This window comes from Lelliottia sp. GFLA7 (assembly GCF_056490165.1).
In genome coordinates, this window is the sequence record NZ_JBWLAQ010000002.1 from 41025 (window position 1) to 58883 (window position 17859).

17 protein-coding genes are annotated in these 17859 nt (G+C 54.3%); 13 read left to right on the top strand and 4 right to left on the bottom strand.

Annotation, left to right across the window (positions count from 1 at the left end; genetic code table 11):
- The first annotated feature begins 16 nt into the window (after positions 1 to 16).
- Positions 17 to 1615: an ABC transporter substrate-binding protein gene (locus AC07RN_RS05645; RefSeq protein ID WP_478335828.1), complete on the top strand. Its 1599-nt coding sequence runs from the start codon at positions 17 to 19 to the stop codon at positions 1613 to 1615.
- Positions 1616 to 1748: 133 nt separating this feature from the next.
- Positions 1749 to 2420 carry a DUF3313 domain-containing protein gene (locus AC07RN_RS05650; RefSeq protein ID WP_012017369.1) on the top strand — a complete coding sequence of 224 codons (672 nt, stop codon included), beginning with the start codon at positions 1749 to 1751 and terminating at the stop codon, positions 2418 to 2420.
- Between the two features lie 42 nt (positions 2421 to 2462).
- Here the strand turns inward: AC07RN_RS05650 and AC07RN_RS05655 are convergent, their stop codons facing one another.
- A complete protein-coding gene (locus AC07RN_RS05655; protein ID WP_478335829.1) occupies positions 2463 to 3359 on the bottom strand; it encodes a DMT family transporter in 897 nt (298 codons plus the stop codon).
- Between the two features lie 174 nt (positions 3360 to 3533).
- Between AC07RN_RS05655 and AC07RN_RS05660 the strand changes: the two genes are divergently transcribed.
- Positions 3534 to 4406 (top strand): helix-turn-helix domain-containing protein, encoded by an 873-nt coding sequence (locus AC07RN_RS05660; RefSeq protein WP_478336271.1) that lies wholly within the window; start codon positions 3534 to 3536, stop codon positions 4404 to 4406.
- Here AC07RN_RS05660 and AC07RN_RS05665 read toward each other — a convergent pair.
- Positions 4386 to 5573 (bottom strand): benzoate/H(+) symporter BenE family transporter, encoded by a 1188-nt coding sequence (locus tag AC07RN_RS05665; protein ID WP_478336272.1) that lies wholly within the window; start codon positions 5571 to 5573, stop codon positions 4386 to 4388. The genes AC07RN_RS05660 and AC07RN_RS05665 overlap by 21 nt on opposite strands.
- Before the next feature lie 71 nt (positions 5574 to 5644).
- Between AC07RN_RS05665 and AC07RN_RS05670 the strand changes: the two genes are divergently transcribed.
- Both AC07RN_RS05670 and AC07RN_RS05675 read left to right on the top strand, forming a co-directional pair.
- Positions 5645 to 6172, top strand: coding sequence for a helix-turn-helix domain-containing protein (locus AC07RN_RS05670; RefSeq protein WP_478335830.1), 528 nt, complete (start codon positions 5645 to 5647; stop codon positions 6170 to 6172).
- Between the two features lie 80 nt (positions 6173 to 6252).
- Positions 6253 to 8217 (top strand): peptidase U32 family protein, encoded by a 1965-nt coding sequence (locus tag AC07RN_RS05675; protein WP_478335831.1) that lies wholly within the window; start codon positions 6253 to 6255, stop codon positions 8215 to 8217.
- Here AC07RN_RS05675 and AC07RN_RS05680 read toward each other — a convergent pair whose 3' ends face one another.
- On the bottom strand, positions 8218 to 8448 hold the full coding sequence (locus AC07RN_RS05680; protein WP_478335832.1) for a DUF2554 family protein: 231 nt from the start codon (positions 8446 to 8448) through the stop codon (positions 8218 to 8220). It abuts the gene before it with no gap.
- Positions 8449 to 8803: 355 nt separating this feature from the next.
- On the opposite strand from AC07RN_RS05680, the gene AC07RN_RS05685 reads away from it, so the two are divergent.
- Positions 8804 to 9181, top strand: a complete 378-nt coding sequence (locus AC07RN_RS05685) for a hypothetical protein (RefSeq protein WP_478335833.1) — start codon at positions 8804 to 8806, stop codon at positions 9179 to 9181.
- A 189-nt stretch (positions 9182 to 9370) separates the two neighbouring features.
- Here AC07RN_RS05685 and ftrA read toward each other — a convergent pair whose 3' ends face one another.
- Complete coding sequence (ftrA, locus tag AC07RN_RS05690) at positions 9371 to 10372, bottom strand: transcriptional regulator FtrA (protein ID WP_478336273.1); 1002 nt, start codon at positions 10370 to 10372, stop codon at positions 9371 to 9373.
- A 73-nt stretch (positions 10373 to 10445) separates the two neighbouring features.
- On the opposite strand from ftrA, the gene AC07RN_RS05695 reads away from it, so the two are divergent.
- From AC07RN_RS05695 to urtE, 7 genes are all read left to right on the top strand, one after another.
- Positions 10446 to 10859, top strand: a complete 414-nt coding sequence (locus AC07RN_RS05695; protein ID WP_478335834.1) for a rhodanese-like domain-containing protein — start codon at positions 10446 to 10448, stop codon at positions 10857 to 10859.
- Positions 10860 to 11003: 144 nt separating this feature from the next.
- On the top strand, positions 11004 to 12107 hold the full coding sequence (locus tag AC07RN_RS05700) for a cobalamin-independent methionine synthase II family protein (protein WP_407437544.1): 1104 nt from the start codon (positions 11004 to 11006) through the stop codon (positions 12105 to 12107).
- A gap of 247 nt (positions 12108 to 12354) precedes the next feature.
- Positions 12355 to 13626: an urea ABC transporter substrate-binding protein gene (gene urtA, locus AC07RN_RS05705; RefSeq protein WP_235135589.1), complete on the top strand. Its 1272-nt coding sequence runs from the start codon at positions 12355 to 12357 to the stop codon at positions 13624 to 13626.
- Positions 13627 to 13647: 21 nt separating this feature from the next.
- Positions 13648 to 15222, top strand: coding sequence for an urea ABC transporter permease subunit UrtB (urtB, locus tag AC07RN_RS05710; RefSeq protein ID WP_478335835.1), 1575 nt, complete (start codon positions 13648 to 13650; stop codon positions 15220 to 15222).
- A complete protein-coding gene (urtC, locus tag AC07RN_RS05715; RefSeq protein WP_012017381.1) occupies positions 15222 to 16295 on the top strand; it encodes an urea ABC transporter permease subunit UrtC in 1074 nt (357 codons plus the stop codon). The genes urtB and urtC overlap by 1 nt, the downstream gene beginning before the upstream one ends.
- Complete coding sequence (gene urtD / locus AC07RN_RS05720; RefSeq protein WP_012017382.1) at positions 16295 to 17092, top strand: urea ABC transporter ATP-binding protein UrtD; 798 nt, start codon at positions 16295 to 16297, stop codon at positions 17090 to 17092. Before urtC ends, urtD begins: the two co-directional genes overlap by 1 nt.
- 9 nt (positions 17093 to 17101) lie before the next feature.
- Positions 17102 to 17800: an urea ABC transporter ATP-binding subunit UrtE gene (urtE, locus tag AC07RN_RS05725; protein ID WP_012017383.1), complete on the top strand. Its 699-nt coding sequence runs from the start codon at positions 17102 to 17104 to the stop codon at positions 17798 to 17800.
- The last annotated feature ends 59 nt before the right edge of the window (positions 17801 to 17859 follow it).

Below are 17859 nucleotides of genomic sequence, written 5' to 3' on the forward strand. Positions count from 1 at the left end.
AAGACAGGAAAACACAATGAATAGCAAACTGACAACTTTAGCCCTGGCCTTAGCCGCACTGACGGTCAGTTCCACCGTCGCGGCCAAAACGCTGGTGTATTGCTCCGAAGGATCACCGGAAAACTTCAATCCTCAGTTGTATACCTCTGGCACCAGCGTGGATGCCAGCGCTGTGCCGGTTTATAACCGGCTGGTGGATTTTAAACCCGGCACAACTGAGCTGGTGCCGAGTCTGGCAGAGCGCTGGGACGTGAGCGAAGACGGAAAGGTTTATACCTTCCATCTGCGTAAAGGTGTGAAATTCCAGAGTAATAAATTCTACAAACCGACGCGTGATTTTAACGCCGACGATGTGATTTTCTCGTTTATGCGCCAGAAAGACGTCAATCATCCGTATCATAACGTCTCGAACGGCAGCTATTCCAACTTTGAAAGTCTGGAGTTTGGCAGCCTGATCACCGCCATCGACAAGGTCGATGATCACACGGTGCGCTTCACGCTGGCTCACCCTGAAGCGCCGTTTGTTGCTGACCTGGCGTGGTATTTCGCCTCGATCCTGTCCTCCGAATACGCCGATGCGATGCTGAAAGCCGGTACGCCGGAAAAAGTGGATATGGATCCTATCGGAACCGGGCCGTTCAAACTGGCGCAGTATCAGAAAGATTCGCGCATTCTCTTTACCGCGTTCCCGGAATACTGGCAGGGCAAATCAAAGCTGGATCATCTGGTGTTTAGCATCACCCCGGACGCGTCCGTGCGTTACGCCAAAGTGGAGAAGAATGAGTGTCAGGTGATGCCATTCCCGAATCCTGCTGAACTGCCGCGCATGAAGGCCAACAAAGATATTAACCTGATGAGTAAAGCCGGGTTAAACACGGGTTTCCTGGCCTTCAACACGCAAAAACCTCCGCTGGATAATGTGAAAGTGCGTCAGGCGCTGGCGATGGCGATTAACAAACCCGCGATCATTGATGCGGTCTTCCACGGCACCGGAACGGCGGCGAAAAACCTGCTGCCACCGGGCGTATGGAGCGCAGACAGCGAGCTGAAAGATTACGAATACGATCCTGAAAAAGCCAAAGCGTTGCTGAAAGAAGCCGGATTTGCCAACGGCGTGACCGTGGATTTGTGGGCTATGCCGGTGCAGCGTCCGTATAACCCGAACGCAAAAAGGATGGCTGAAATGATCCAGGCCGATTGGGCGAAGATTGGCGTGCAGACTAAAATCGTCACCTATGAGTGGGGTGAATATCTCAAGCGCGTGAAGGGCGGTGAACATCAGGCGGCGCTGATGGGCTGGACAACGGCAACGGGCGATCCGGATAACTTCTTTGGCCCGCTATTTACCTGTACTTCAGCGAATGGCGGTTCAAATTCGGCGAAATGGTGCTATCAACCGTTTGATAAAATCATCGCTAAAGCAAAATCGATAACCGATCAGAATAAACGTGCGGCGCTTTACAAAGAGGCGCAACAAATGATGCACGACCAAATGCCTGCGGTGATGATTGCGCACTCAACAATTTTTGAGCCGGTGAGAAAAGAAGTCACGGGTTATGAAATTGACCCGTTTGGCAAACATCTGTTCTGGCAAGTGGATATTAAGTCACCATAAATCACTGCCCGGCACCCCGCCGGGCAGTCTTTTCTCAATTTGTGCTCTCTGCGGCATTATTTAGCACTACACGCTCCCCAGTCTTTTGCTATAACTTCAAATGCATATCTGCATATAACAGGGATTTACCATCATGCGTACTCAAGCTTTTTTTAAAGTTGCAGTGCTCTCTGGCTTGCTGGCATTAGCGGGCTGTGCGTCGAAAGTGGCGCAACCCGATCAATATTCGGGTTTTTTAAAAGATTATTCCGGCTTGCAGGAAACAACATCTGCAACAGGCAAACCGACGTTACGTTGGGTTGATCCTTCTTATGACCCGTCTAAATACGACAGCATTGTTTATAACCCAATTACCTATTATCCGGTCCCTAAGCCAACGACTCAAATTGGTCAGAAATTACTTGATGACCTGCTGGCTTATACGAATACCAAAATGAAAGCGGCAATGGCGCAACATAAGCCCCTTGTGGCAACACCTGGCCCACGCAGCCTGATCTTCCGTGGCGCAGTAACCGGTGTGAGCTCGAAGAAAGAAGGTCTGCAATTCTATGAAGTGGTGCCAGTTGCGCTGGTCATTGCCGGGACGCAAATGGCGTCAGGCCACCGTACCATGGACACTCACCTCTATTTTGAAGGTGAGCTGATTGACGCTGCCACTGGTAAACCGGTCATCAAAGTGGTTCGTAAAGGCGAAGGCAGTGAGCTGAATAACGAAAACTCACCAATGACTCTGGCAACGCTGAAGAAAGTTGTGGATGACATGGCGACGGATGCCACCATGTTTGACGTCAAAAATAAAAAATAAATCCTCATCCGGCCTGTTCTGCAGGCCGGATATCTCTACGCTTCACGCCATCCGTAACCGTTTGAACCAGGTTTCCGGTTTCGTAAACATCACCATATTTCCGGTCAGGATCAGCACTATTCCGGCAATACCGTTCACATGCCAGACGTAACCTTCATAAACTGTCGAGATGGACAAGGCGACCAGCGGGAATAACAACGTGCTGTACGCTGCTTTCCCGGCACCAATCCGCCCGATCAGCGTAAAATAAGCCCCGAACGCGATAACCGAACCAAAAATGGCCAGATACAGCAGGGCCCCCATATAGCTCACCGTCCATTCAGGCGCGAAGTTATCGCCACGAATCAGCGCGATGCCTCCCATAACCAGCGTCCCGTAGGTCATGGCCCATGCGTTGGTGGTCAGCGTTTCCAGACCGTTGCGCTGATGGCGCAGGCTGATCATGTTTCCCAATGAAAACCCGTACGTTCCCAACGCGGAAAGGCCGATACCGAGCAACAGTTCCTGGCTCCAGCCGCTCGCCAGCAGATCGTCCCAGAACAGGGTGATGATGCCGAGCATGCCCAGAACAGCCGCGAACCCGAAGCGTGCAGGTGGGCGCTGCCCGAAGAAAATAAAGCTATTGATCGCGTTATACAGCACGGCCATGGAGAAAATAACGGACTCCAGCCCGGTGTTGATATACGCCGCCGCGGTGTAAAAACACCAAAAGTTGAAGCAGAACACGCAGCATCCCTGAACCATACAGAACAGGTGATCGCGCAACACCATTTTGCGCAGGCGACCCAGCGCCAGCAGAACTATCATGATGGTGGCGCTGGCCACGGCAAAGCGCCAGAAAATGGAAACCGGTGCGGCCACCGGCCCTTGTTGCAGGAAAATGGCAATCCAGGTGGTTCCCCAGATAAGCACGACCAGGCCATATAACAATGCGTTCATTTTTATCTCTTATCAAACGGCAAAGGCGGATTGTCACCTGCGTTGGGCTGACGCGCTGTCAGCATCTTGCGGCTGACTTGCAAAATCTTGCGCTTTTTTATTGCGTCACCGCTGGCATCAACGGGCAACACTTCATAGACTAACGATCTGTTTAATTGCCAGCTTATGACGGTTATGTCCCGCGCCTACGACACTTTCGAAACGCTTCGCCAACAAAATGCCGTGCTGCGGGAAACGGTCGCGCTCAACTCTGGCATTCAACTGGCGGCGTGGTTTAACAAGCACGACACCGTCACGGTCAAAAGCAACCATCACACCTTGAGCCTGTATGTCGCGGATGGCTACGAGAGCTACCATAAAACCGCCAGCGGCTGGAAAAACGGCGGTGGGCCGGATCGTTTTTGCCTGATGCCGGAGCAGAGCGAATCAAGCTGGGATATCCGTGATGATTTGTCGTTTGTGCATCTTTACTGCACCGATGAACATTTGCGGGGCATTGGCGAGCAGATTTGGGACAAAAGCCCGGCGTCGATTGCGCTGGATGAAAAGACCTTCGCCAGCGACCCTAAAATCGCCATGCTGTACCGTCAGTTTTTGCTGGGCTGCGACTGGCAGCAGGCCGCCAATCAGCTGACGTTAAGCACCGCCAGCACGTTACTCCTGACCCATCTGATCCAGCACTATTCCAGCGTGCAGTGGAAGTTGCCGATAGTGACGGGCGGGCTGTCGCCCTTCGTGCTAAAAACGGTGGTTGAGTATATTGATAGCCATCTCTCACAGCCGTTGACGTTAGCGGAACTGGCGGCGGTGGCGTCATTAAGTGAATACCATTTCGCGCGCATGTTCCGCCAGTCGATGAAGATGGCGCCGCATCAATACGTTATGCATCAGCGAATGGAAAAAGCAAAAGCGCTGGTCCAGTTCACCCAGCAGCCGTTAACGGATATCGCCATGGTCTGCGGCTTCAGTTCGGCGAGTCATTTCAGCAACCGGTTTAAAGCGACGACGGGGCGCACGCCTTCGCAGCTACGCGCGGCGAAAATGTGAAAATACGGCATAACAGATGCCGCCCGCGATTAACCCCCAGAACGCCGAACCAATCCCTAACAGCGTCACGCCGCTGGCCGTCACCAGAAACGTCACCAGCGCAGCATCGCGCTCGGTTTCGTGCTGGAGCGCCTGAAACAAACTTCCCCCCATCGTGCCCAGCAGCGCCAGCCCGGCCAGGGTTTGGATCCAGCTCAGCGGCAGCGCAGCCATCAGCGCGGTGATCGAGCCACCAAAAATGCCTGCGAGCAGATAAAATACTCCGGCCGCGGCGGCGGCTAACCAGCGCTTATTGGCCTCCGGATGAGCATCAGGGCTTTGGCAAATGGCTGCCGTAATGGCGGCGATGCAGATCGAATATACGCCGAACGGTGAGAACAGCAGGGCCAATCCGCCCGTAAAAATCATCAATGGGGAAACCGCAACCGGATAGCCGGAGGCTTTCATCGTGGCGAATCCGGGCGCATTTTGAGAGGCCATCGTCACCAGAAAGAAGGGCAGCCCAACACTCATCAGGGTGGTGAACGTGAATGTAGGCGCAATAAACTCCGGCATCACCACCGAGAACATGAGTTTATCTGTGACAATGTCACCTCCCAGCCCGGCTACAAATCCACCCACGACCAGCGTGGCGACAATCGCATAGCGCGGTATGATGGCCTTCGCGATGAGCCATGCCAGCAGCATGCTGCCGCACAGCAGGAAATGGTCTTGCAGATGACTGAACGCCTGCAATCCGAATTGCAGCAATACACCCGCGAGCATCGCCGCCGCGAGAGTGTGGGGAATAATCTTCATCAGTCGGGCAAACAGCCCCGTCAGTCCGCAGAGCAGAATCAGCGCATTAGCGAAAATAAACACGCCGATGGTTTCACTCAGCGTCACGCCCTGCAGGCTGGTGGCGAGCAGAGCCGCGCCAGGCGTGGACCACGCTGTTAAAACTGGGGCGCGATACCAGAGTGAAAGCGCAAGCGTACTAACGCCCATCCCCAGACCCAGTGCGGTCATCCAGCCTGCGATTTGGTGTGAACTCGCGCCTGCCGTTGCAGCAGCTTGCCAGACGATGGCCGCGGAACTGGCATAGCCCACCAGCACTGCGACAAATCCGGCTAATACGGCTGGGAAAAGTGAAGAGGGATTACGCATTGTGACTCCGTTGTGCGTTATAGCGTCCGTGGTAATGTAGCACTGTGCGCTATAGCGTACAAGTGGTACACTTGCCTGCAACGGGAGGCATTATGACTATCACTCAACATCTTGCGACAACCTTAAAGACAGAGCGTCAGGCGCGGGGTTGGAGCTTATCAAAACTCGCCGATGAGACGGGCGTATCCAAAGCGATGCTCGGGCAAATCGAGCGTAATGAGTCCAGCCCGACGGTGTCGACGCTGTGGAAAATCGCCACGGGCCTGAACGTGCCTTTTTCCGCGTTTATCTCCCCAGAAGAGCAGCCGCAACCGGTGTTTGATCCGCAGCAGCAGACGATGGTGGTAAAGCCGTTATTCCCGTGGGATGACACGCTTAAGTTTGACCATTTTTCGATCACGCTTGCGCCGGGTGCTCTCAGTGAGTCAACGCCGCATGAAGCGGGCGTTGTTGAACATGTGGTGGTGATAAGCGGCGAGCTGGAGATGTGTATCGAGGGCCACTGGCGCACAATTTTAGCGGATTCGGGCGTGCGTTTTGCGGGTGATAAACCCCACGCGTACCGCAACAGCAGTAGCCAGACAGTGCATTTTCACTCTTTGATCCACTATCCCCGCTAACCCTACGCAAAACTGTTTCGCTGTCGCATACTTCTGACTACAATAGCCGCCATTTTGACCATAACGGATAACGACGAAGTATGCGCCTGCAATCCCATCATCTTGAACTTTTAAGCCCGGCTCGCGACGCCTCCATCGCCCGTGAAGCGATTCTTCACGGTGCGGACGCGGTCTATATCGGCGGCCCTGGCTTTGGCGCTCGCCATAACGCCAGCAACAGCCTGCAGGATATTGCGGAGCTGGTGCCGTTTGCCCATCGTTTTGGTGCAAAAGTGTTCGTGACCCTGAACACCATTCTTCATGATGATGAACTTGAACCCGCCCAACGCCTGATTACCGATCTGTATCAGACCGGCGTCGATGCGCTGATCGTTCAGGACATGGGCGTGCTCGAGCTGGATATTCCGCCGATTGAACTGCATGCCAGTACCCAGTGCGATATTCGTACCGTTGAAAAAGCGAAGTTTCTGTCTGACGTAGGCTTTACCCAGATCGTTCTGGCGCGCGAGCTGAATCTGAATCAAATCCGCGACATTCACCAGGCCACTGACGCTAACATTGAATTCTTCATCCACGGTGCGCTGTGTGTGGCGTATTCCGGCCAGTGCAATATTTCCCATGCGCAGACCGGGCGCAGCGCCAACCGTGGCGATTGCTCGCAAGCGTGTCGTTTGCCTTACACGCTGAAAGACGATCAGGGCCGCGTCGTGGCGTTCGAAAAACATCTGCTGTCGATGAAAGACAACGATCAGACGGCAAACCTGGCGGCGCTCATCGATGCGGGTGTGCGCTCCTTCAAAATTGAAGGTCGCTACAAAGACATGAGCTACGTGAAGAACATCACCGCGCATTATCGCCAGATGCTTGACGCCATTATTGAAGATCGTGGCGACCTGGCGCGCTCGTCTGCTGGCCGTACCGAACATTTCTTCATTCCGTCCACGGATAAAACGTTCCACCGCGGCAGCACGGATTACTTTGTGAATGCGCGTAAAGACGATATCGGTGCGTTTGATTCGCCGAAATTTATCGGCCTGCCGGTGGGTGAAGTGTTAAAAGTATCCAAAGATCACCTGGACGTAAAAGTGACCGAAACGCTGGCTAACGGTGACGGGCTGAACGTGATGATCAAACGCGAAATCGTCGGTTTCCGCGCCAATACCGTCGAGAAAACGGGTGAGAATCAGTATCGCGTCTGGCCGAACGAAATGCCTGCGGATCTGTACAAAGCCCGCCCGAATGCTGCGCTTAACCGTAACCTCGACCATAACTGGCAGCAGGCGCTGTTGAAAACCTCCAGTGAACGTCGTATTGCGGTGGATATTGAGCTGGGTGGTTGGGAAGAACAGCTGATCCTGACCATGACCAGTGAAGATGGCGTGAGCGTGACCCATACCCTGGACGGTCAGTTTGAGGTGGCGAATAACGCAGAGAAGGCGATGAACAGCCTGAAAGACGGCGTGGCGAAGCTGGGACAAACGATCTATTACGCCCGCGACATTACGCTAACGCTGCCGGACGCACTGTTCGTGCCGAACAGCCAGCTTAACCAGTTCCGCCGCGAAACCGCAGAAATGCTTGATGAAGCGCGCCTGGCCAATTACCCGCGCGGGAGCCGCAAAGCGGTGTCTGTCCCTGCGCCGGTTTATCCGGATTCTCATTTGTCATTCCTGGCGAACGTGTACAACCACAAAGCGCGCGAGTTTTATCATCGTTACGGCGTGCAATTAATTGATGCGGCGTATGAGGCGCACGAAGAGAAGGGCGATGTGCCGGTGATGATCACCAAGCACTGTTTGCGCTTCGCCTTTAACCTGTGCCCAAAACAGGCGAAGGGTAATATCAAAAGCTGGAAGGCCACACCTATGCAGTTGGTGAATGGTGATGAAGTGTTAACGTTGAAATTTGACTGCCGTCCCTGCGAAATGCACGTGATTGGCAAAATGAAAAATCACATCTTCAAAATGCCACAACCGGGAAGCGTTGTGGCCTCTGTTAGCCCCGAAGATCTGATGAAAACCCTGCCGAAGCGCAAGGGCGTTTAATCACAGAAAGTGGGTATCGGGTTTGCGCGACTTCTGCCAGTGGTGATGTTCGCGCAAGCCATCTGCTGACTCCTCTGCGACACATCTGAGTTCATCGCTATCAGCTTCGTGACGGAGCTGATGATCAACGTTCTTTACCCACAAAAATTCATGCCCATTATGTCCTGCCATCAACTGACCTGAAAAAAGCGCACAGGTTAACAGTATCATTGATAACATTTTTTTTACCATTATCTCATCACCGCATCACATTTTGCGGCCATAATGCCAATAGTTACCTTGAGTTACTATTCGGGAGTGAAATTTATCGCAAATAATTTGTCAGTACAGCCTTACAATCTGAGTGTTGTGCAGAAAATATACGACGTGAGTTATATTTCAACAAATATAATACGCGATACAGGATTATATTATTTGTTGTTATTAACTGAAATAGATGATCGCGACATCTATTAATATGCGCGTGTCATATAGTACAACGTTGAAAAAGAACGAATGCCAAATAATTATTTCCTTTTTGGGTCTGAGGGGTAATAATGGCGAGGCGATTTGTTTTATATGTATTAATCATGGATTATCCATTTAAATGAACAAACTATTTACCGCTGTAATCCCTGGGATTGCAGCCATTGCTCTCGCCACCATTGGCTATACTCTCCACAGCAACAAGCCAGACTACCTCAAAGCAGCGGAGGAGCGGGTGAGCTCTTATCTGACCAGTGAGTACGGACGGGTATCATGTCAAAGCCAAAAAATAAACGATGATGCCTGGGCGATGAATTGTCTCTCTTCCGCGAAGAGCATAAAATTTGAGTTTATGGTTTACCCGGCGGGACGCGCGCCTTATGGTGTCGCTCGGCCTTATTATATTGAGGCTGTAAATGGTTATGCTAAACAAAGTGCCGGACAAGGGCTGATGCAATATCTGCAAATTAATAGTAAAACGCTTATTGCGGCATCCTGAAAAACTTTCCTGACGCCACATTAGACCGCGACGTTGTTTAACCTTTGTTGAAGGTATGGGTGTTAGGTTTATTACGATCCGCAACCTGGTATGGAATACCGGGAACGTAGATAACAAAATACAAATCTATCCATGCAAGCATTTACCGCCAGATAATGGCGGTTTTTTTGCCTGAAATTCCTTTTTTTGCTATTCGCTGACGACGAGAAACTGCTTGCGGTACTGCGCGGGCGAGAGGGCAAAATGTTGCCGAAAATGGTGTCGCAGAGTGGCGGCGTGACCGAACCCTGTCTGCGCCGCGATACTGTCGATACTCAGCCGACTCGTTTCAAGATAATCCTTTGCCCGCAGCAGACGTTCGTTGAGCATCCAGCGCGCTGGCGTCGTCCCCGTGGCATCAGCGAAACGACGTAAAAAAGTGCGCTGACTCATCCCGACGCGCGCGGCCAATGAACTGACGCTATGACTGACGGTCAGGTGCTGGTGCAGGAAATCAAAAAGCTGTCCGAGCCGTTCACTTTCCCTTAATTGGGCGACCGGACGACGCATCAGCTGCGTTTGTGCGCCATCGCGATGCGGAGGAATAACCAAACGGCGAGCCACATGATTGGCGGCTTCCATTCCATAATCGCGACGGACTACATGCAAACACAGGTCAATCCCTGCGGCACTGCCCGCAGACGTCAGAATGTCGCCCTCATCCTGATACAGCACATCTTCCACCACGGTAATGTCAGGAAACCGTGTCTTTAGCGTCTCGGTGTACCGCCAGTGCGTGGTGGCATTGCGTCCGTTCAGCAATCCCGAAGCCGCAAGGACAAAAACGCCTGAGCAAATCGACAAGAGCTGACAGCCTCGCGCGTGGGCGTCACGCAGAGCATTGCATAATTCAGCGGGAACGATTTTGTCAACGCCACGCCAGCCGGGGATCACCACCAGGTCGGCAGTGTTGAGCAACGACAGATCGCCATCCGCGAGCACCCTAATCCCTCCGGTTGCCCGAAGTTCGCCTTTATCTACCGCCGCGACGGCAAAACGATACCAGTCATCGCCCATTTCAGGGCGCGGCAGGCCGAAGATTTCCACCGCCACCCCAAATTCGAAAGTACAGAGCCCGTCATAGGCCAGTACCACCACGCGTGGTGATGGGGGCTGTCGTAACTTTGTCATCTTCTTGTTGTTTTCTGGCATGACCGCTGGCATTCACTGGCTGAATTTCTGGATAAAGTACTGTTAACACAAACGCCCAACAGGAGAAAGCGCCATGAGTTACGTCACTGAATTTCCCGCTGCAGACCCGAAGGAGTCTGTCGCCCATTTTCTGCGCCGCCTGAGCGTCGAAACCGACTGTGCCGATGTACACCACGCCATAACGCAGCAGGAACAGGACTTTGTGTTACTGCACGTGGTGGGGCAGCCTGAGCAGTTTGCGCGTCGCCATTTGCCGGGGGCAATTCATCTGCCGTGGTCCGCCATCAATGCCGAAACCATGGCGCAATGGCCAGAGGGTACGCTGTTCGTGGTCTACTGCGCAGGGCCGCATTGCAACGGAGCGGACAGAGCTGCGCTAAAACTGTCCCGACTCGGTCTGCCGGTCAAAATCATGATTGGCGGCATCACGGGCTGGGAAGATGAACATTTTGCGTTTGCCTCTGACGAACGCCCTCAAGATGAATAAAATTCATCTGACATGAATTTTTCTCGGTTGCCGTCGCGGCAGTGATATGACATCTTTTGGACATATAGCCATCCAGAAGTCTAAAGCTTCAATTGATGAATTATCACTGTCTGCAATCAATTGCGGGCAGCTAAGGAGAAAACCATGCAAAGACAACACGCCCCGTACCGCGCCGATGTAGTAGGCAGCTTTTTACGTCCTGATGCGATCAAGCAGGCGCGACTCAAATTCGCCAGCGGCGAAATCGACGCCGGAACGCTGCGTAATATCGAGAATGACGCGATTCGTCACGTGGTTGAGCAACAGTGCGCCTGCGGCCTGCATGTGGTGACTGACGGCGAATTTCGCCGTGCGTGGTGGCATTTCGACTTCTTTGATGGTTTGCAGGGCGTTGAGCGCTACGATTCCAGTCAGGGCATTCAATTTAACGGCGTACAGACCAAAGCGCACGGCGTGCGCGTCACCGGTAAATTAGGCTTTGGCGATCATCCAATGCTTGAGGATTTCCGCTATCTGAAAAGCATCAGTGGTAACGCCCAGCCGAAAATGACCATTCCCAGCCCGAGCGTGCTGCATTTCCGCGGTGGCCGTAAAGATATCGATGCGACCGTTTATCCGGATCTGGACGTCTATTTTGATGACCTTGCAACAACCTGGCGCGACGCGATTCATGCGTTCTATGAGGCAGGTTGCCGCTATTTGCAGTTGGATGACACCGTCTGGGCGTACCTGTGTTCCGACGATCAGCGTCGCCAGATTCGCGAGCGCGGTGATGATGCAGACCAACTGGCGTTGACCTATGCCCGCGTATTGAACAAAGCCCTGGAAGGCAAACCAGACGACCTGACCATCGGGTTGCATGTCTGTCGCGGCAATTTCCGCTCGACCTGGATTTCTGAAGGCGGATACGAGCCCGTGGCTGAAATTCTCTTCGGGACGGTGAATGTCGATGCCTTTTTCCTTGAATACGATAACGATCGCAGTGGTGATTTTGCGCCGTTACGGTTTGTCCGTCCCGGGAAACAGCAGGTCGTTCTGGGGCTGATCACCACCAAAAATGGCGAGCTGGAAAATCCGCAGGGCGTCAAAGCGCGTCTGGAAGAGGCCGCGCAATATGTGGCAAAAGACCAGATTTGCCTGAGTCCTCAGTGCGGCTTTGCCTCCACGGAAGAGGGCAACAGCCTGAGCGAAACCCAACAGTGGGATAAAGTTCGTCTGGTGACGCAAATCGCCGCCGACGTCTGGTAATCCTTCCCGCACAGCGTTGCACTTTTATAATGCAGCGCTGTGCCATTCTGAGTCGTTCCGCTCCTGTTATTCCCGCCTTACATTCCTTTCAGCTTCTCACTGTTTCTCGATAACACGCTAAAAAAGCGATTATTTTCTGTTCTGGCACTCTTTTTGCTCTGCCTAATCCTGTCAAAGACGTTTTGCTTTTTCTGCGTCCACGCCGTAACGGACGTATTCGCACAGCTTTCTTTTCAGGAGTGAAAATATGCATCGTCGTACCTTGTTAAAAGCTTTTGCGCTGTCGGCTTCCGTGGCGGCTATGGGAATGAGTTTTGGTGTGCAAGCTGCTGACACCATCAAAATTGGGATCATGCATTCGCTCTCGGGCACGATGGCGATCTCTGAAACGCCCCTTAAAGACGTCGCGCTGATGACGATCGATGAAATCAACGCCAAAGGCGGCGTGCTGGGCAAAAAGCTGGAGCCGGTGGTGGTTGACCCCGCATCAAACTGGCCGCTGTTTGCTGAAAAAGCCCGTCAGTTACTCAGCCAGGACAAAGTGGCGGCGGTCTTTGGCTGCTGGACATCGGTTTCCAGAAAATCGGTGTTGCCAGTCTTTGAAGAGGTGAACGGGCTGTTGTTCTACCCGGTGCAGTATGAGGGCGAAGAGATGTCACCAAACGTCTTCTACACTGGCGCCGCGCCAAATCAGCAGGCCATCCCGGCGGTGGAATATCTGATGGGTGAAGACGGCGGGAGTGCTAAACGCTTCTTCCTCTTGGGCACTGACTACGTTTATCCGCGTACCACCAACAAAATTCTGCGCGCGTTCCTGCATTCGAAAGGCGTGCAGGACAAAGACATCGAAGAGGTTTACACCCCGTTTGGTCACAGCGATTACCAGACCATTGTCGCCAATATCAAGAAATTCTCCGCGGGCGGAAAAACGGCGGTGGTGTCGACCATCAACGGCGACTCCAACGTTCCCTTCTACAAAGAACTGGCAAACCAGGGCGTAAAAGCGACCGACGTGCCGGTGGTGGCGTTCTCGGTGGGTGAAGAGGAGCTTCGCGGCATCGACACCAAACCGCTGGTGGGTAACCTTGCGGCGTGGAATTACTTTGAGTCAGTTGATAACCCAACCAACCAGGCGTTTGTCGCGGCCTATAAAGCCTATGCCAAAGCGCATAACTTGCCGAACGCCGACACCGTCGTAACGAATGATCCGATGGAAGCGACCTACGTGGGGATCCATATGTGGGCGCAGGCGGTTGAGAAAGCTGGCACCACGGATGTGGATAAAGTGCGTGCCGCCATGGCCGGACAATCTTTCAAAGCGCCGTCAGGCTTTACGCTGACCATGGACGCAACCAATCACCATCTGCATAAGCCGGTGATGATTGGGGAAATCGAAGGTAACGGCCAGTTCAACGTGGTCTGGCAGACCGATGCAACGGTACGTGCTCAGCCGTGGAGCCCGTACATTCCCGGTAACGATAAAAAGCCAGAACAACCGATGAAAACCGCCAGCAACTAACACCGGTCACGGAGAAAAGCCATGAACGTAATGCGTATGTTCGTCGCAATAGTATGGCTTGCCGGTCTGCTGCCAGGGATGGCGCAGGCGTCGGATGCGGACACCTTTGTCGCCGCGAGCCGCAGCCAGCAAACCACGCTACTTGAGCAATGGGCCGTCAGCCCGGATCCGTCGCGCCTGCCGCTGTTGCAGGCGCTGCAAAAAGAAAATCTCTTTGTCGATGCGCAAAAGCACGCGTTTACCCGGGTGAAGGGAGAAATGACGGCTCTTGGGGAAAACGCCCAGGCAGCGGGCGAACCCAAGGCGGTTCGTCTCACCAACCGCCTGCGCAATCACTCTTCCACCGCACTGGCCACGCATCAGTTAGTGAGTGACAACGTCACGGAAAGGTTGGGCGCAGCGATACAATTACAGCGCGATGCCACGCCGACGATGCTGAATTTATTGCAGCAGCGTCTGCAGGCGGAAAAAGACGACAAGGTGCGTGCGGCGCTGGAAGCGGCGCTGGCAAATCTGCTGCTCGCTAGCCCGCAGGCTGAGGTGCGTTTGCAGGCGGTTGCGCTGCTGGGGCACTCGTCCGATCCCGAAACGCAGGCGCGTCTGACGCCCTTTACGCAAACCCAAACGGAACCGGATGCCCGCGTGCGCGACGCAGCGGCTGACAGTTTGCGCCAGATTCAGCACCGCTTACTCATCGGTGACCTGTTGGGGCAGGCCTTTATGGGGCTGTCGCTCGGATCGGTGCTGCTCCTGGCGGCGCTTGGACTGGCGATCACCTACGGGTTGCTGGGCGTCATCAATATGGCGCACGGTGAGATGCTGATGCTCGGCGCGTACTGTACCTGGATGGTTCAGCAGGCGATGGCGCAATTTGCCCCGCAGTGGCTGGCGCTGTATCCGATTGTGGCGCTGCCGGTGGCATTTTTAGTGACTGCGGGCGTTGGCATGGCGCTGGAGCGCAGCGTGATCCGCCACCTGTACGGTCGTCCGCTGGAGACGCTGCTTGCTACCTGGGGGATCAGCCTGATGATCATCCAACTGGTGCGTATGACCTTTGGCGCGCAAAACCTGGAAGTGGCGAATCCCGCCTGGCTGTCTGGGGGCGTGCAGGTTTTTGCCAACCTGATCCTGCCGTGGAACCGCATTGCGGTGCTGGTATTTGTGCTGCTGGTGCTGTTCTTTACCTGGCTGATTCTGAATAAAACCCGACTGGGGCTGAATGTGCGTGCGGTGACGCAAAACCGCAATATGGCGGCCTGCTGCGGCGTACCGACTGGGCGAGTGGATATGCTGGCGTTTGGCCTGGGATCGGGCATTGCCGGTTTGGGCGGCGTGGCGCTCTCGCAGCTGGGTAACGTCGGACCGGAACTGGGACAAGGCTATATTATTGACTCCTTCCTGGTGGTGGTGCTGGGCGGCGTCGGGCAACTGGCGGGCAGCGTGGCCGCGGCATTTGGTCTGGGCATTTTCAACAAGATTCTTGAACCGCAAATGGGCGCGGTACTGGGAAAAATCGTGATTCTGGTGGCGATCATTCTGTTCATTCAGAAGCGTCCTCAGGGATTATTTGCGCTTAAAGGGAGGGTGACAGACTGATGAGCCAGCCACTGACCTTAACGCTGGCGCGTAAAGCGCCGCGAATGACACAGCTGTTTGGCAGCCTGATTCTCGCCATTCTGCTGGTGCTGCCGTTTCTGGCGCTGCTACCCGAAAGCCATCCACTGGCCCTGTCCACCTGGATGCTGACGCTGGTCGGTAAAATCCTCTGCTATGCCGTTGTCGCCGTGGCGCTCGATCTGGTCTGGGGCTACGCCGGAATGCTGTCGCTGGGCCACGGGATTTTCTTTGCCCTGGGCGGCTACGCGATGGGCATGTATCTGATGCGTCAGGCGTCGGGCGAAGGATTACCGGCGTTTATGTCGTTCCTTTCCTGGAGTGAGCTGCCGTGGTTCTGGTGGGGCACCCAGCATTTCGCCTGGGCGCTGGTGCTGATTGTGATGATCCCCGGCCTGCTGGCGCTGATTTTTGGCTGGTTTGCGTTTCGCTCAAAAATCAAAGGGGTCTATTTCTCGATCATGACCCAGGCGCTGACCTACGCAGGGATGCTGCTGTTCTTTCGTAATGAAACCGGATTTGGCGGGAACAACGGTTTTACCGGCTTTACCACGCTGCTGGGGTTCCCGGTGACGGCGACGACCACGCGGATTGCGCTGTTTCTGGCAACCGTCGCGCTGCTGGTTGCCTCGCTGGCTCTCGGATTCTGGCTGGCGAAAAGCAAATTTGGCCGCATTCTTACCGCCGTGCGCGACGCGGAAAACCGTCTGACATTTTGTGGCTACGACCCGCGCGGTTTCAAGCTCTTGGTCTGGACGCTGTCGGCGGTGCTGTGCGGATTGGCGGGGGCGCTGTATGTCCCGCAGGTCGGCATTATTAACCCGGGTGAAATGTCACCAACCAACTCTATTGAGGCTGCGATTTGGGTGGCACTCGGCGGGCGCGGAACGTTAGTCGGGCCGGTGATTGGCGCGGCGCTGGTCAACGGCGCGAAAAGTTATTTCACCGTCGCCATGCCGGAATACTGGCAGCTATTTTTGGGCGGGATTTTCATCGCCGTCACGCTGTTTTTACCCCGCGGCGTCTATGGGCTATTTCGTAAGGGAGAGAAATAATGCAGCCAGCCGAAGGCCTTTTTACGCGCCAGCTACCGGGCGACCGTTTTCGTGAGCAAACCGATCCGGTGCTCCAGCTTGAATCGATAAACGTCAATTTTGACGGTTTCCAGGCGTTGACCGATCTGTCGCTGAACATCGGCGTGGGGGAATTACGCTGCGTGATTGGCCCGAACGGTGCCGGAAAAACCACGCTGATGGACGTGATCACCGGTAAAACGCGCCCGCAAAGTGGACGGGCGATTTACGATCAGTCGATTGATTTAACCGGACTGGATCCCGCCGCCATCGCGCGACAGGGCATTGGGCGTAAGTTCCAGAAACCCACGGTATTTGAAGCGCTGACGGTGTGGGAAAACCTTGAGCTGGCCATGAAGGGCGACAAATCCGTGTGGGCCAGCCTGCGCGCCAGGCTCACGTCAGAGCAGAGCGACCGCATCAACGAAATGCTCACGCTGCTGCGCCTGAGCGCCGAGCGGGATCGCAGCGCAGGTTTACTGTCTCACGGGCAAAAACAGTTTCTGGAAATCGGCATGCTGCTGGTACAGGACCCACATTTACTGTTACTCGATGAGCCAGCCGCAGGAATGACGGACGCCGAAACGGAGTATTCGGCAGAACTTTTTCGCACCCTGGCGGGCAAACATTCGCTGATGGTGGTGGAACACGATATGGGATTTGTTGAAACCATCGCCGATCACGTCACCGTTTTGCATCAGGGACGCGTGCTGGCGGAGGGATCGTTGCGTGAAGTGCAGGCCAACGAACAGGTTATCGAAGTCTATCTGGGACGTTAAGGAGCGGGAATGCTACAGGTTAACGAACTGAATCAGTATTACAGTGGCAGCCATATTTTGCGGGGCGTGAGCTTTGATGCCCCAAACGGTGAGGTGACGTGTCTGCTGGGGCGCAACGGCGTAGGGAAAACGACGCTGTTAAAATGCCTGATGGGACTGGTGCCTGCGCGCAGTGGCGAAATTATCTGGCAGGGCAAAAAAATCACGCACGCTAAACCTCATCATCGGGTGCAGTCCGGTGTGGCGTATGTGCCGCAGGGGCGCGAAATTTTCCCGCGTCTGACGGTCGAAGAAAATCTGCTATTGGGGCTGTCGCGCTTTCCGGCGCGTGAGGCGAAAAGCGTGCCGGACGATATTTGGCAGCTGTTTCCGGTTTTAAAAGAGATGAAGCACCGGCGAGGCGGCGATCTTTCGGGTGGGCAACAGCAACAGCTGGCGATTGGCCGCGCACTGGCGAGCCGCCCGCAGCTGTTGATTCTGGATGAGCCCACGGAAGGGATTCAGCCCTCGGTGATAAAAGAGATTGGTGTCGTTATCCGCCAACTCGCCAGCCGGGGGGATATGGCGATTCTGCTGGTGGAACAATTTTATGATTTTGCTGCGGACCTGGCGGATAACTATTTGCTTATGTCGCGTGGGAGCATTATTCAGCGTGGGCGCGGCGAAGATATGGAACAAGAGGGCGTTCGCGGGTTAGTCGCAATCTAGGAATGATTGTTTTGTGAGATGTTATACTATAACATCCTCGTTTTCTTAAACGGAATGAG

What these genes read in the sequence shown, in the direction of transcription:
- AC07RN_RS05645 (WP_478335828.1), top strand. Translation starts at nt 17, where the DNA reads ATGAATAGCAAACTGACAACTTTAGCCCTGGCCTTAGCCGCACTGACG.
- AC07RN_RS05650 (WP_012017369.1), top strand. Translation starts at nt 1,749, where the DNA reads ATGCGTACTCAAGCTTTTTTTAAAGTTGCAGTGCTCTCTGGCTTGCTG.
- AC07RN_RS05655 (WP_478335829.1), bottom strand. Translation starts at nt 3,359, where the DNA reads ATGAACGCATTGTTATATGGCCTGGTCGTGCTTATCTGGGGAACCACC.
- AC07RN_RS05660 (WP_478336271.1), top strand. Translation starts at nt 3,534, where the DNA reads ATGTCCCGCGCCTACGACACTTTCGAAACGCTTCGCCAACAAAATGCC.
- AC07RN_RS05670 (WP_478335830.1), top strand. Translation starts at nt 5,645, where the DNA reads ATGACTATCACTCAACATCTTGCGACAACCTTAAAGACAGAGCGTCAG.
- AC07RN_RS05675 (WP_478335831.1), top strand. Translation starts at nt 6,253, where the DNA reads ATGCGCCTGCAATCCCATCATCTTGAACTTTTAAGCCCGGCTCGCGAC.
- AC07RN_RS05680 (WP_478335832.1), bottom strand. Translation starts at nt 8,448, where the DNA reads ATGGTAAAAAAAATGTTATCAATGATACTGTTAACCTGTGCGCTTTTT.
- AC07RN_RS05685 (WP_478335833.1), top strand. Translation starts at nt 8,804, where the DNA reads ATGAACAAACTATTTACCGCTGTAATCCCTGGGATTGCAGCCATTGCT.
- ftrA (WP_478336273.1), bottom strand. Translation starts at nt 10,372, where the DNA reads ATGCCAGAAAACAACAAGAAGATGACAAAGTTACGACAGCCCCCATCA.
- AC07RN_RS05695 (WP_478335834.1), top strand. Translation starts at nt 10,446, where the DNA reads ATGAGTTACGTCACTGAATTTCCCGCTGCAGACCCGAAGGAGTCTGTC.
- AC07RN_RS05700 (WP_407437544.1), top strand. Translation starts at nt 11,004, where the DNA reads ATGCAAAGACAACACGCCCCGTACCGCGCCGATGTAGTAGGCAGCTTT.
- urtA (WP_235135589.1), top strand. Translation starts at nt 12,355, where the DNA reads ATGCATCGTCGTACCTTGTTAAAAGCTTTTGCGCTGTCGGCTTCCGTG.
- urtB (WP_478335835.1), top strand. Translation starts at nt 13,648, where the DNA reads ATGAACGTAATGCGTATGTTCGTCGCAATAGTATGGCTTGCCGGTCTG.
- urtC (WP_012017381.1), top strand. Translation starts at nt 15,222, where the DNA reads ATGAGCCAGCCACTGACCTTAACGCTGGCGCGTAAAGCGCCGCGAATG.
- urtD (WP_012017382.1), top strand. Translation starts at nt 16,295, where the DNA reads ATGCAGCCAGCCGAAGGCCTTTTTACGCGCCAGCTACCGGGCGACCGT.
- urtE (WP_012017383.1), top strand. Translation starts at nt 17,102, where the DNA reads ATGCTACAGGTTAACGAACTGAATCAGTATTACAGTGGCAGCCATATT.